General features: G+C 71.1%; 12 protein-coding genes and 1 pseudogene. 9 read left to right on the top strand and 4 right to left on the bottom strand.

Going from position 1 to position 13,452, the window contains the following annotated elements:
• Nucleotides 1–6: 6 nt before the first annotated feature.
• The gene (locus ACLQ3K_RS24000) at nt 7–750 is read right to left on the bottom strand and encodes an IclR family transcriptional regulator (RefSeq protein ID WP_426001953.1); all 744 of its coding nucleotides are present in this window, start codon (nt 748–750) and stop codon (nt 7–9) included.
• Nucleotides 751–850: 100 nt separating this feature from the next.
• Here ACLQ3K_RS24000 and ACLQ3K_RS23995 point away from each other — a divergent pair, with 100 nt between their 5' ends.
• The 5 genes and pseudogenes from ACLQ3K_RS23995 (at nt 851) to ACLQ3K_RS23975 (ending at nt 5,476) form a co-directional block, all read left to right on the top strand.
• Nucleotides 851–2,188, top strand: coding sequence for an SLC13 family permease (locus ACLQ3K_RS23995; protein ID WP_426001952.1), 1,338 nt, complete (start codon nt 851–853; stop codon nt 2,186–2,188).
• A pseudogene (locus ACLQ3K_RS23990) lies at nt 2,185–3,588 on the top strand (acyl-CoA synthetase); the annotation flags it as partial. The gene ACLQ3K_RS23995 and the pseudogene ACLQ3K_RS23990, both read left to right, overlap by 4 nt.
• Nucleotides 3,589–4,307: 719 nt before the next feature.
• Complete coding sequence (locus ACLQ3K_RS23985) at nt 4,308–4,697, top strand: PaaI family thioesterase (RefSeq protein ID WP_224647284.1); 390 nt, start codon at nt 4,308–4,310, stop codon at nt 4,695–4,697.
• Nucleotides 4,698–4,937: 240 nt separating this feature from the next.
• Nucleotides 4,938–5,195 (top strand): VOC family protein, encoded by a 258-nt coding sequence (locus ACLQ3K_RS23980; protein ID WP_426001951.1) that lies wholly within the window; start codon nt 4,938–4,940, stop codon nt 5,193–5,195.
• A 65-nt stretch (nt 5,196–5,260) separates the two neighbouring features.
• Nucleotides 5,261–5,476 carry a dodecin gene (locus tag ACLQ3K_RS23975; RefSeq protein WP_224647287.1) on the top strand — a complete coding sequence of 72 codons (216 nt, stop codon included), beginning with the start codon at nt 5,261–5,263 and terminating at the stop codon, nt 5,474–5,476.
• 26 nt (nt 5,477–5,502) lie between these two features.
• Here the strand turns inward: ACLQ3K_RS23975 and ACLQ3K_RS23970 are convergent, their stop codons facing one another.
• Complete coding sequence (locus ACLQ3K_RS23970) at nt 5,503–5,946, bottom strand: SRPBCC family protein (protein ID WP_426001950.1); 444 nt, start codon at nt 5,944–5,946, stop codon at nt 5,503–5,505.
• Nucleotides 5,947–6,074: 128 nt separating this feature from the next.
• Between ACLQ3K_RS23970 and ACLQ3K_RS23965 the strand changes: the two genes are divergently transcribed.
• Entirely contained in the window at nt 6,075–7,700 is a 1,626-nt protein-coding gene (locus tag ACLQ3K_RS23965) for an MDR family MFS transporter (protein WP_426001949.1), read from the top strand.
• 50 nt (nt 7,701–7,750) lie between these two features.
• Entirely contained in the window at nt 7,751–8,266 is a 516-nt protein-coding gene (locus ACLQ3K_RS23960; RefSeq protein ID WP_426001948.1) for an META domain-containing protein, read from the top strand.
• On the opposite strand, the gene ACLQ3K_RS23955 is transcribed toward ACLQ3K_RS23960, so the two are convergent.
• Nucleotides 8,267–10,081, bottom strand: a complete 1,815-nt coding sequence (locus tag ACLQ3K_RS23955) for a glycerol-3-phosphate dehydrogenase/oxidase (protein ID WP_426001947.1) — start codon at nt 10,079–10,081, stop codon at nt 8,267–8,269.
• A gap of 27 nt (nt 10,082–10,108) precedes the next feature.
• Here ACLQ3K_RS23955 and glpK point away from each other — a divergent pair, with 27 nt between their 5' ends.
• On the top strand, nt 10,109–11,668 hold the full coding sequence (gene glpK / locus ACLQ3K_RS23950) for a glycerol kinase GlpK (RefSeq protein ID WP_426001946.1): 1,560 nt from the start codon (nt 10,109–10,111) through the stop codon (nt 11,666–11,668).
• A 68-nt stretch (nt 11,669–11,736) separates the two neighbouring features.
• Complete coding sequence (locus ACLQ3K_RS23945; protein ID WP_426001945.1) at nt 11,737–12,894, top strand: PLP-dependent aminotransferase family protein; 1,158 nt, start codon at nt 11,737–11,739, stop codon at nt 12,892–12,894.
• A 13-nt stretch (nt 12,895–12,907) separates the two neighbouring features.
• Here the strand turns inward: ACLQ3K_RS23945 and ACLQ3K_RS23940 are convergent.
• Nucleotides 12,908–13,452, bottom strand: a 545-nt coding sequence (locus ACLQ3K_RS23940) for an enolase C-terminal domain-like protein (protein WP_426001944.1), incomplete at its 5' end; no start/stop codon positions are given.

The following is a 13,452-nucleotide window of genomic DNA, read 5'->3' as shown; positions in this document are numbered from 1 at the left end:
CGGGAGTCACTGCAGGAGAAGGCCGATCCGCGCGGCGGCGCCGGCGACCTGAGGCCCGAGCTCGTCAAAGCGGTCCTCGACCAGCCGGCTGCTCGGCCCGGACACCGAGATCGCACCGACCGGGGACCCGCCGTGGTCGAGGATCGGCGCGCCGATCGAGCTGATCCCCACGGACAGCCCGCCGACGTTCGTCGAATAACCCCGCTCCGCCACCGCCGCGAGGACCTCGCGGAGCCGGCCCGGGTCCGTGATCGAATCCGGCGTGGACGCCACCAGCGGTCCGGCGAGGTACTCGTCGATGGTCTCCGCCGTACACGCGGACAGGTAGGCGAGCCCGGTCGCGCTGGCGTGCAAGGAGATCCGTTCTCCGAGCGGCAGGAAGGCGCGCAGCGGGTGCGAGGTGTCCAGGCGCTCGATGAGCACCAGCGAATCGCCGTCCGGTGCGCACAGGTGGACGGTCTCCGTCGTCGCGAGCTGCAGCTCGTTCATGGTGGAGATCGCCACGTCGCGCAGCCCACGCCCGACGCCGGCGCGGCCGCAGACCGCGATGGCGCGATAGGTCATCTGCCACCGCGGCGGACTGCCCTCGGTGGGCGCCAGCCATCCCACCTCCTGGAGCGTCAGCAGGCACCGCTGGGTCGTGCTCTTGGGGAGCTCCACCGCGCGGGCGAGTTCGGAGAGCCCCACGGGCTGCATCCGCGCCACCGCCTCGAGCACCTTGAACGCCGAGACCACACTGTTCGTCGCCATTCCCTTGCCCCGCTCCTCGGTCGTGATCTACATTACATCCCGCTGGTCCATACTGTAGTCCATTGTGCCACACAGTGGACCGATAGGAAAAGAGGTCCCCGTGTCAGCACAACTGATAGCGCTGGGAGTGTTCGTCGCGATCTTCGCCCTGTCCGCCGCCCGGAACGTGAACATCGGGATCGTCATGTTCCCGGCCGCGTGCGGCGTCGGGCTCTGGGTCGCGGACATGGCGCTCAAGGACGTCGTCGCGGGGTTCCCCCTGTCCATCCTGGTGCTGCTCGTCGGGGTGACCTACTTCTTCGGCGTCGCGCACGCGAACGGCACCGTCGACTGGCTCATCGAGTCCTCACTCGCCCGGGTCGGCGGGCGGGACAAGCTCTTCCCGGTCGTCTTCTTCGTCCTCACCGCCGCGCTCTCGGCGATGGGCGCCCCGCTCGGCGGCCTGGTGATGGCGCCGATGGGCATGAGCATCGCGCACCGCCGGAACATCGATCCGATGCTCATGGCGCTCGCCATGGGCGCCGGCCTGAGCGCGGGCGCCTTCGCGCCCACCAGTCTGTTCGGCATCATCACCTGGGGCACCGCCGACGCCGCGGGCATCCCGCTGAGCCCGCTCCTACTGTTCGGCGTCGCGGTCGCCGTGAACCTGGTGCTCGTCGCCGTCGCCTACGCCCTCTTCGGACGCTCACGCGCGGAGCGCCGCACGCCCGCCTTCGCGGAGGCCATGGTCGCCCGCGGCGCCGCGCTCTCCGAATCCGGCCAGACCACCCTCGCCGTCGACGAGGACTTCTCCGCCGAGCCGGTGCCGCCGGGTCGCCCGACGCCGATCCAGCTCCTCACCGTGGTCGCCATGGCCGGCCTCGTAGGTACTGTCATCGCGCTCTCGGTCAGCGGCCTCGAGCCCGACATCGGCGTCCTCGGCTTCGCCCTCGGCGCCGTCCTCGCCCTCGTCGATCCCGTCGCGGGCAAGCAGGCCATGACCCGGATCGACTGGGGCTCCGTCCTCCTCGTCGGCGGCATCATCACCTTCGTCGGCGTCCTCACCCGGCTCGGCGTGGTCGACCTGCTCGGCAAGCAGGCCGTCCACCTCGGCTCCCCGCTCGTCGCGGCCCTCCTGCTCTGCGCCGCCGCCGGCCTGATCTCGGCGTTCGCCTCGACCACGGGCATGCTGGCCGCCCTGGTCCCCCTCGCGCTCCCGCTCATCGCCGACGGCGGCATCCCGGGCTGGGCCCTGATCTGCGCGATCGGCGTGTGCTCGTCGATCGTCGACGTCTCGCCCTTCTCCACCGTCGGCGCGACCTACGTCGCCACCACCGTCGACGAGGCCGAACGGCCGCGCATGACGCGGCTGCTCACCCGCTGGGGCCTGTCCATGGTCGTCGCGGGCCCGATCGTCCTCACGCTCGTCCTCATCGTCCCAGGAATGGTGTTCTCATGACTGCTCTGCTCGCCGCCCTCCTCGATCGCACCCGTGCCGACGATCCGCGGGCGGTCACCGTCGACGGCCACAGCGTCTCCCGCGCCGAACTGCGTGCGTCAGCCCTGTCCTTCGCCGCATCCCTGGACACCCGCGGCCCCGTCGCGATCTGCGCGACGCCGACCCTGGAGACCGTCGTCGCCGTCACCGGCTGCCTCCTAGCCGGCATCACCGCGGTACCGGTCCCGCCCGACGCCGGTTCGGCCGAGATCGCCCACATCCTCGCGGATTCCGCGGCGACCGCCTGGGTCGGCGAGCCGCGCGAGCACGTGGACCTGCCCGTCCAACAGGTCGTCCCGGACACGGGATCCGTTCCGGCGCAGGAGGCGGAGCCGGACGACGACGCTGTCGCGATGATCCTCTACACCTCCGGCACCACGGGCGCCCCGAAGGGCGTGCTGCTCAGTCGTGCGGCGATCGCGGCCGGCATCGACGCGCTCGCGGAGGCGTGGGACTGGACCGACCGCGACACCGTCGCCCACGGCCTGCCCCTGTTCCACACCCACGGGCTCATCCTCGGGATCCTCGGCTCGCTGCACATCGGGTCCCGCGTGGTGCACACCGGGAAGGCCGTGCCCGAGCGGTACGCCGCGACACCGGCCACGATGTACTTCGGCGTCCCCACCGTGTGGGGGCGGATCGCCGCGGACGAGGCGTCCGCCCGCGCACTCGCCGACGCGCGGCTGCTCGTGTCCGGCAGCGCCCCGCTCCCTCTGCCCGTCTTCGAGCGGCTGCGCGCACTCACCGGCCACGCGCCGATCGAGCGGTACGGCATGACCGAGACGATGATCACGCTGAGCACCCGCGCCGACGGCGAGCGCCGCCCCGGGTGGGTGGGCTCCGCCGTCGACGGCGTCGACACCCGGCTCCGCGGAGAGGACGGCGCGGAGGTGCCGGCCGACGGCGAGAGCGTCGGACGACTCGAAGTCCGCGGCCCCATGCTGTTCGCGGGCTACCTGGGCCGGCCGGACGCGACCGCCGCGTCGTGGACCGAGGACGGCTGGTTCATCACCGGCGACGTCGCCGTCAAGGACGGGGCCGGGTTCCACCGCATCGTCGGGCGGGAGTCCGTCGACCTCATCAAGTCCGGTGGCTACCGGATCGGTGCGGGCGAGATCGAGACCTCACTCCTCGCCCGGCCGGAGGTCCGCGAGGTCGCCGTCGTGGGCGTGCCGGACGCCGACCTCGGGCAGCGGATCGTCGCGTACGTGGCCGCGACACCCGGGAGCGACGCGGACGCCGAGGCGCTCGTCGCACACGTCGCCGGCGAGCTGTCCTGGCACAAGCGTCCGCGCGAGATCCGCTTCGTCGACGCACTGCCGCGCAACGCGATGGGCAAGGTGCAGAAGGCCGCCCTGATCCGCGGCGACGGGCCCGCCGCCGACGCCGCCGGGCACACTGGGGCCATGGACCCGCTCCCCGTCGACCTGCCGTCCGGCGCCGATCATCGCGCCGCGGAGGCCGCCTTCGCGGCCGCGGGCTGGGAGCGGTGCGGGGCCGGGGACTGGGCCGTCGCGCTGGCCTCGCCCGACGGTGCCCTCGTCGCGCGGATCAGCCCGTTCGACCCCGTCGGGCCGTACAGCGCGACGCTGTACCGGGAGGCGGCCGGCACCGGGCAGGTTCCCGTGTTGCACGCGCACCGCCGGCTGGCGGGAGGCGGCGACCTGCAGGTGATGGAGCGGCTCGCCGAGGCCCCGCAGGGCGCGGCGGAGGCCTTCCATCGGTCCATCGCGGCCGGGACGGAGGAGGTCGCCGAGCTGGCGGCCGTCGTGGGCCGGGTCCACGAGAACGCGCTCCGAGACCTGCCGTGGTGCGGGCCGCTCGACACCAACCCGTCGAACGTCATGCTCCGCGCGGACGGCAGCCCCGTCCTCATCGACCCGTACTACGCCGACGGCCCGGACCTGTTCGCGACGGCGGGACGCGACCCCGACCTGTTCGTCACCCGGATCCCGGAGGACCAACGGCGCTTCCTCACCGAGATCCCCCTCGCCGCGTCCGGCCCCTGGCCCGAGGCCGAGCGAGAGGCGATGCGCGCCGCGCTCGCGGCGGCCGATGCCCGATCGGAGAAGATGGACCGATGAGCACCCCGCAACAGCCCGTCGACCGCTACGCGCAGTTCCTCGGGATCGAGGTCACCGGGCACGGCGGTGGCCGGGCGGTGTCGACGGTGACCGTCACCGAGGACCACCTCAACCCGCACGACACCACGCACGGCGCCTTCGTCTTCGCCCTCGTGGGCACGGCCGTCGCCGCGGCGGCGAACGACGACGAGCACACCGGCGTCGCCAGCGCGATCCACATCGACTACCTGCGTCCCACCCGCCTCGGCGACGCCCTGCGCGCCGAGGCGAGCGTAGGCGAGCGGCTCCCCAAGGAGGACATCTTCGTCATCCGGGTCACCGACCCGGAGGAGCAGGTGATCGCCCGCGCCACCGCCCGGTTCACCCGGCGCGTCCGCGCGAGATAGCCCGCCCTACAGGGGCGCCGATCGAGGGCGGGGCGGCCCCCTGGGCGTTCCTGGCGAATTCGGGACAGGAACTGTCCCGATGGTTCGGTCGACTGGAGCGGTACGACAGTCACCGACCCGAGGAGCGCTCCGTGCCCGCACCCAACCTGTTCCTGACCTACGTCCGCGACGCAACGGCCGCGACGACCTTCTACAGCGACCTGTTCGAGATCGAACCGAGCTTCATCACCCCCCCACTACGTGGCTTTCGACGTCGCTCCCGGCGTCCTGTTCGCGGTGTGGACGGGAGGCGGCGAGCACGTCGTCCCTGCCACCCCGCGCACGAGCGAGGTCGGACTGATGGTGCCGGGACCGGCGTCCGCGGTGGACGAGATCTTCACGAAGTGGGTCGCGAAGGGGGTCCGCGTCGTGGAGGAGCCGCACGACGCGGTCTTCGGCCGCACGTTCGTGGTCACGGACCCCGACGGCAACCTCATCCGGGTCTCCCCGGTGGACTGAGCCGGACGCTAGCGACCTCGCCGTTCCGCCACCCCGGCACCGCGGGAAGCGGAGTATGGGGAGGTATGACGAACAACGTGTACCGAGTCATCGAAGTCGTCGGCACCTCCACCGAGGGGTACGACGCGGCCGTGGCGAACGCGGTCGGCCGCGCCTCGCAGACGATGCGAAACCTGGAGTGGTTCGAGGTGGTGTCCACCCGCGGACACATCGAGAACGGCGCCGTCGCGCACACCCAAGTGACGCTGAAGATCGGCTTCCGGATGGACGACACCGCCTGACCCCGTGCGGGTCAGGCGGTCGGCGGTCACCGAGCCAGCTTCTCCGTCTGCCTCACGAGTCCGTCGACGTTGCCGTCGAAGCCGCGGCGCAGGTGCGCGCCGAGAAGTGCGCCCACGACGGGTGAGAGCGGACCGTCGAGCTGGAAGTGCGAGGTGTAGCGCGACCGGCCGTCGCCGAGGTCGACGATGTCCTGCTCGCGGATGCTGCGCAACAGCCCGGCGGGCGCGGGCTTCATGGCGTACGCGAAGCCGCGGCCCTCGTCGACGGAGACGATGAACTCCTTCTGCGTCATCACCTTCGGCGGCCGGAGCGCCACCCGCATGGTGATGGCGCCGCCGGGCCGGAGGTCGCAGGCCGCCTCGACGGCGAAGGGGTTCCACTGCCCGTAGGCGTCGAAGTCGGTGAGCGCCTGCCAGACGAGCGCCGGAGGGGCGGCGATCTCGCGGGTGTGATCGATGGTGAAGGGCATGCCACCAACCTAGAACATGTTCCACCCGTTGCGAGCTGAGTCACAGGTAATGAGGTGGCGGAATATCTTCGCCGAAGTTACAGTTGCACCCTGCACGTTATTGCTTAGAGCTTTGAAGGAAGGTCCCGATGTCCGAGATCACGGCGGAAGCCGAACCACAGGCCTCGGCCCCCATGACGCACCGGGAGATCCTCGAGGTCATGGCGGGCCTGCTCGCCGCACTGTTCACCGCACTGCTGAGCACCACGGTCGTCTCGACCGCGCTGCCGAAGATCATCTCCGACCTGGGCGCCTCCACGACGGCGTTCTCCTGGGTCATCACCGCCGCGCTGCTGGCCAACGCGGCCTCCACCCCGATCTGGGGCAAGCTGGCCGACCTGTTCAACAAGAAGGTCCTGGTCCAGGCCGCGATCGTCATCTTCGTCGCCGGCTCGGTCCTCGCCGGCGCCACCCCGAACATCGAGGTCCTGCTGGTCGCCCGCGTGATCCAGGGCATCGGCATGGGCGGCCTCACGGCGCTCGTCGTCGCCATCATGGGCAGCATCATCCCGCCGCGCGAGCGCGGCCGGTACTCCGGCTACATGGGCGCCGTCATGGCGGTCTCGATGGCCGGCGGCCCCATCCTGGGCGGCATCATCACCGATCACATCGGCTGGCGCTGGTGCTTCTACATCAGCGTCCCGGTCGCGGTGGCCGCATTGATCCTCATCCAGCGCACCCTGCACCTGCCGACGAAGCGCAACGACCAGGTCTCCATCGACTGGCTCGGTGCCACTCTGCTCACCGCCGGTGTCTCCGTGCTGCTCATCTGGGTCTCGTTCGCCGGCAAGAACTACGGCTGGCTATCGGTGTCGACCGTCGTGTACCTCGTCGGCGGATTCGGGCTGCTCGCGGCCACCGTGTTCGTGGAATCGCGGGCGAAAGAGCCGATCATCCCGCTGAAGATCATCACGGAGAAGACCACGGGTCTCGCGATCATCGCCTCGATCGCCGTGGGCGTGGGCATGTTCGGCGCCATGTCCTTCCTGGGCCTGTACTTCCAGAACTCGCGCGGCTACAGCCCGACGATGGCCGGCATCCTCACCATCCCGATGGTGCTCGGCATGCTGATCTCGTCCGTCGCCTCCGGCCAGCTGATCACCCGCACCGGCCAGTGGAAGCGGTACGTCGTGGGCGGCGCCGTCATCCTGGTCATCGGTTTCGCGCTGCTCAGCACCATCGATCACCTGACGCCCATCTGGCAGGTGCAGGCGTACATCGCCGTCATGGGCTTCGGCATCGGCGCGCTGATGCAGAACCTGGTGCTCGCCGTGCAGAACACCGTGAGCGTGCAGAACATCGGCGCAGCGTCCAGTTCGGTCGCCTTCTTCCGGACCTTCGGCGGCGCGATCGGCGTCTCCGCGCTCGGCGCGGTCCTCACCGCCCGCGTCACGGACCTGGTCAAGGAGGGCGTCGTCGCGAACCACGTCCGCGATCCGCACAGCCCGCTCATCCGGGAGATCACCAATGCCGCGTTCGGCGACGCGACCGGACGCATCTTCCTGGTCTCGACGGCGTGCGCGATCGTCACCTTGATCGCGGTCGCGTTGCTGCCCAACAAGCCGCTGCGCACCACGATCGACATGGAGTCCGGCGCGGATGCCGCGCCGGCCGACGAGACCGGCCCGAACGCCCCGACCAGCACGGACGCCGTCACCGGCGCCCCGACGGAGGCCGCCGACAGGCCTCGGGTAGGGATCTCCAAGACCAACTGAGGTGTAACTGAAGGTGCGCAAGGGGCGAGTGAGACGGCATAATCGCAGGCATGATGCGTAAGTCCGCCTCCCTCGCCCTTCCGCTGCTCGCGGGCGCCGCGGTCCTGACGGCCGGCTGCGCCGCCTCCGCGGGCGCCGACCCGGCCACCTCGACGTCCGCCGCCCCGTCCGCGTCGGCGGCCCCGTCGAAGCCCGCCCTCGTGGGCTCGCAGTGGCGCCTGAAGTCCGATCCGACGGCCTGGTTCTGGGTCCGCGGCTCGAACATCACGGGCAACGACTCCTGCAACTCGCTCACCGGCACGGCCACATCGCTGGCCACCGCGGACCGCGTCGACTTCGGTGCCGGCCTCGCGGCCACGTCGCGCTACTGCACGGACCCCAAGGGCACGCAGACGGCGATCAGCGAGGCCCTCAAGGGCGAACGCATCTGGTCGCGCAACGGCACCGAGCTTGTGCTCACCGACCCCGACAACAACCGGGCGTGGACCTTCGTCCTGACCCCCGCGGGCGCCTCGTCGAGCGCGGCGACCCCGGCACCGTCGGCCGCGGTCACCCCCGCGCGCTGATCAGCGCTTGATCGCCCGCGCGACCGCGTCGGGCACCGGCACGGGCTCGAGGATCTCGCCCCGCGCCTCGGGCGCGGCGGCGCGCAGCGCGTCGGCCGTCTCGTCGTCGGGCATGTTCTGCGATTCGAGCTCGGCGGCCACGCGCGCGCCGTAGTTCTCGAGCTCCCGCTCGACGTCCGCGGCCGACCAGCCCAGGACGGGGGCGATGAGCTCGGCGACCTCGGCGGCGGCCTCGAGCCCGCGGTCCGGGTACTCGATGGAAATGCGGGTCCGTCGGGCCAGCACGTCCTCGAGGTGCAGCGCCCCCTCGGCCTTCGCCGCGTAGAGCGCCTCCACGCGGAGGTACTGCGGCGCCCCGGCCAGGGGCTCCAGCAGGCCGCGGTCGCTCTCGGCGAGGGCGAGCACGTCGCCGATGAGCGAGCCGTACCGGTTGAGCAGGTGCGTCACGCGGTGCGGGTGCACGTCGTGCTCGCGCGCGATCGACGTGGTCTGATTGGTGAGGGCGTAGTAGCCGTCGGCGCCGAGCAGCGGCACCTTCTCCGTGCAGGACGCGGGGATCTTGTGCGGCAGGTAGGCCTCCGCGGCGTCGACGGCGTCGGATCCCATGACCCGGTAGGTGGTGTACTTGCCGCCAGCGATGGTCACGAGGCCGGGCGCGATGGCAGCCACAGCGTGCTCACGCGACAGCTTCGACGTCTCGTCCGACTCCCCCGCCAGCAACGGGCGCAGGCCGGCGTAGACGCCGGTGATGTCCTCGCGCGTCAGCTCGGTGATGAGGACCTTGTTGACGTGGTCGAGGATGTAGTCGATGTCCGTCGCCGTGGCCGCGGGGTGCGCCAGGTCGAGGTTCCAGTCGGTGTCGGTGGTGCCGATGATCCAGTGGATGCCCCACGGGATCACGAACAGGACGCTCTTCTCGGTGCGCAGGATCAGCGCCACGTCGCTGACGATGCGGTCGCGCGGCACCAGGATGTGCACGCCCTTGCTCGCGCGGACGCGGAAGCGCCCCTTCTGGTGCGAGAGGGCCTGCAGCTCGTCGGTCCACACGCCGGTGGCGTTGATGACCACCGTCGAGCGGATCTCGGTGGTGGCGCCGGTCTCGCTGTCGCGGACCACCACGCCGGAGACCCGGTCGGCCTCGCGGAGGAAGTCGACGACCTGCGTCGACGTGCGGACGACCGCGCCGTAGTGCGCGGCGGTCCGGGCGACGGTCATGGTGTGCCGGGCGTCGTCGACGACGGTGTCGTAGTAGCGGATGCCGCCGACCAGCGCGCCGCGCTTGAGGCCGGGCGCGAGCCGCAGGGCACCGGCGCGGGTGAGGTGCTTCTGCGCGGGCACCGACTTGGCGCCGCCCATGGTGTCGTAGAGGAACATGCCGGCGGCCATGTAGGGCCGCTCGAAGACGCGCTTGGTGAGCGGCGCGAGGAAGGGGAGCGGCTTGACCAGGTGCGGCGCCAGCGTCGAGAGCGAGAGCTCACGCTCGTGCAGGGCCTCGCGGACCAGGCCGAACTCCAGCTGCTCCAGGTAGCGGAGCCCGCCGTGGAACATCTTCGAGCTGCGGGAACTGGTGCCCGACGCGAAGTCGCGGGCCTCAACCAGCGCCACCTTGAGACCGCGCGTGGCCGCGTCCAGGGCCGAGCCGACGCCGACGATGCCGCCGCCGATCACGACGACGTCGAACTCCTCCGAGCCCAGCCGGTCCCAGGCCTGCGCCCGGTACTCCGGCGACAGCAGCGGCGCGGCGGTCGCGACACCCGCGGACGCCGTTCCGGAACTCCCCGGAGTCGTGGCGGTTTCAGGGTTGGCAGCGTTCATCAGTGATCACCATGTCAGTATTCGGTCGTGGCTCTTTCATCGCGCGACCCGCAGTTCGTCGCCGCAATCGATCAGGGCACCAGCTCGACGCGGTGCATCATCTTCGATCGGCACGGGACCATCGTGGCCTCCGAACAACGGGAACACGACCAGATCTTCCCACGCGGCGGCTGGGTCGAGCACGACGCCACGCAGATATGGGTGAACACGCGACTGGTGTGCGCGGAGGCCCTCGCGGCGTCCGACCTCACCGCCACCGACATCGCAGCCGTCGGGATCACCAACCAGCGCGAGACCGTCGTGGTCTGGGACCGCGCCACCGGCGCACCGATCCACAACGCCATCGTCTGGCAGGACACCCGCACCGACGCGCTGTGCGAGGAGCTCGCCGCCGTCGGCCTCGACGAGCCCGACCGCGACCGGTTCAAGGCCTCGTCCGGCCTGCCGCTCTCCACCTACTTCTCGGGACCCAAGATCGCCTGGATCCTCGACCACGTCGACGGTGCGCGCGAGCGCGCCGAGCGCGGGGAGCTGTGCGCCGGGACCATCGACTCGTGGCTCGTGTGGAACCTGACCACGGACGACGACTTCGGCACCGGCACGGAGCGCAGCGACACCGCCCGCCCCCTGCACGTCACCGACATCACCAACGCCTCGCGGACGATGCTGATGAACCTGGCGGACGGCGCCTGGGACCCGGCGACCTGCGCGGCGATGGGGATCCCCATGGCGATGCTCCCCGAGATCCGTTCCAGCGCCGAGGTCTACGGCACCGTCCGCGAGCGCGGCGTCTTCGGCGGCGTGCCGATCGCCGGGATCCTGGGCGACCAGCAGGCCGCGATGTTCGGCCAGGCCGCGCTCGACGAGGGCTCGGCCAAGAACACCTACGGCACCGGCAACTTCCTGCTCCTCAACACGGGCGAGCGACCGATCTTCAGCGAACACGGCCTCCTCACGACGGTCTGCTACAAACTCGGCGACGAGGCCACCGTGTACGCGCTCGAGGGGTCCGTCGCGGTGAGCGGCTCGCTGGTGCAGTGGCTGCGCGACAACCTCGGCATCATCTCCGCGGCGCCCGAGATCGAGGAGCTCGCCACCGGCGTCCCCGACAACGGCGGGGTCTACGTGGTGCCGGCCTTCTCCGGCCTGTTCGCGCCGCGCTGGCGGCCGGACGCCCGCGGGGTGATCGTGGGCCTGACCCGCTTCTCCGACAAGCGGCACATCGCGCGGGCCGCCCTGGAGGCGACCGCGTACCAGTCGCGCGAGGTGATCGAGGCGATGAACGGCGACAGCGGGATCCCGCTCACCGAGCTGCGGGTCGACGGCGGCATGGTCGTCAACGACACGCTGATGCAGTTCCAGGCCGACGTGCTGAACGTGCCCGTGATCCGGCCGCGGATCATCGAGACCACCGCGCTCGGCGCCGCCTACGCGGCCGGCTACGCCACGGGCGTGTGGACGCTCGACGAGATCCGCACCAACTGGGCGGAGGACGCCCGGTGGCTGCCGACGATGCCCGCCGACGAGCGCGAGCACCTGTTCAGCGAGTGGAACCGCGCGGTGGAGCGCACGCTGAACTGGGCCTGACCTGCGAGTGTTCATATACTGAGATATCTATCTCGACAACTGGGAGGGGTTGTTGAGAGAGTGCTCGCATGTCCGAGGAAACCGGTTCCCAGTCCGTCCGGGCCGTGCGCGGCTCGGCGATCCGCGATCTGCTCGCCGTGACCGAACGTCCCGGGGTCATCTCCCTCGCCGGCGGTCTGCCGGCGGCGGACCTGCTGCCCGCCGCACGGGTGGCCCGCGCGGCGGAGTCCGCGTTGCGCTCGCCGTCGGCGCTGCAGTACGGCCTCACCACCGGCGCCCCCGCACTCCGGGACGTGGTCCACGCCCGCGAGTCGGCCGCGCTCGGACGCGACGCGGGCGCCGTGGTCGTCACGCACGGCTCACAGCAGGCGCTCTCCCTCCTGGCCCAGGCGCTGCTCGACCCCGGCGACGCGGTGATCGTCGAGGACCCCGGCTACATCGGCGCGCTGCAGGCCTTCGACACCACCCGCGCGCGCGTCATCGGCGTGCCGATGGACGCCGACGGGATGCGCGTCGACGAGCTGCGCCCGCTGCTGGAGCGCGAGCGGGTCCGGGTCGTGCACACCGTCTCGAACTTCCACAACCCCGGCGGCGCCACCCTCTCCGAGGAACGGCGGCGCGAACTCGCCCGCCTCGCCGACGAATTCGGCTTCTGGATCATCGAGGACGACCCGTACGGAGGGCTGCGCTTCGCCGGAACGACGGTGCCGCCCGTCGCCGCCTTCTCGGACCGGGCGCTGCGCCTGTCGAGCGCGTCGAAGATCGTCGCGCCGTCGCTGCGCGTGGGCTGGATGCACGGCGACGCTTCCGTTCTCGCCCTCGTGGAGCGGCTCAAACAGGGCGCCGACCTGTGCGGCTCGAGCCTCACCCAGGCGATCGCGGCGGAGCTGCTCGCGGACACCGCCTGGCTCGATTCGCACGTCGCCGGCATCCGGGAGGTCTACGCCGAGCGGGCGCTGGCCCTGCACGCCGCACTCGTCGACGCCTTCGACGACCGGCTGAGCCTGACCACGCCCGAGGGCGGAATGTTCCTCTGGGGCGAGTTCACCGACGGCACACCGACATCCCGGGCCCTCACTGCGGCCGTGGACGCCGGCGTCGCCTACGTCCCCGGCTCCGCCTTCGCGGTGCAGCGCGACCTCGAGCACGCCCTGCGCCTGTGCTTCACGACCGGATCGCCGGACGACCTCCGCGAGGCCGTCCGGCGACTGTCGACGGTGCTGTGATCGGGCAGGCCAGTCAAGCGCCGTAGCGGGGGAATGCGGTGTCGCCGGCGTACCGCGCGGCGTCGCCCAGCTCCTCCTCGATGCGCAGCAGCTGGTTGTACTTCGCGACCCGCTCCGACCTCGCCGGGGCACCGGTCTTGATCTGGCCCGAGCCCACCGCGACGGCCAGGTCGGCGATGGTGGTGTCCTCCGTCTCGCCCGAGCGATGGCTCATCATGCTCTTGTAGCCGTTGTTGTGCGCCAGCGCGACCGCGTCGAGGGTCTCCGTCAGCGTGCCGATCTGGTTGACCTTCACCAGCAGGGCGTTCGCGGCGCCGCGGGCGATGCCGTCCTCCAGCCGCTCGGGGTTGGTGACGAACAGATCGTCGCCGACGAGCTGGATCTTGTCGCCGATCGCATCCGTCAGGTCGACCCAGCCCTCCCAGTCGTCCTCCGACAGCGGATCCTCGATCGAGACCAGCGGGAACTCACCGATCAGCGTGGCGTAGAACTCACCCATCTCAGCGGCACTGAGCACCTTGCCCTCGAACTTGTAACCCTCCGGGCTGTAGAACTCCG

Source organism: Tsukamurella sp. DT100 (assembly GCF_049844855.1).
Taxonomy (GTDB): Bacteria; Actinomycetota; Actinomycetes; order Mycobacteriales; family Mycobacteriaceae; genus Tsukamurella.
This window is presented reverse-complemented; position numbering and strand designations above follow the sequence as displayed.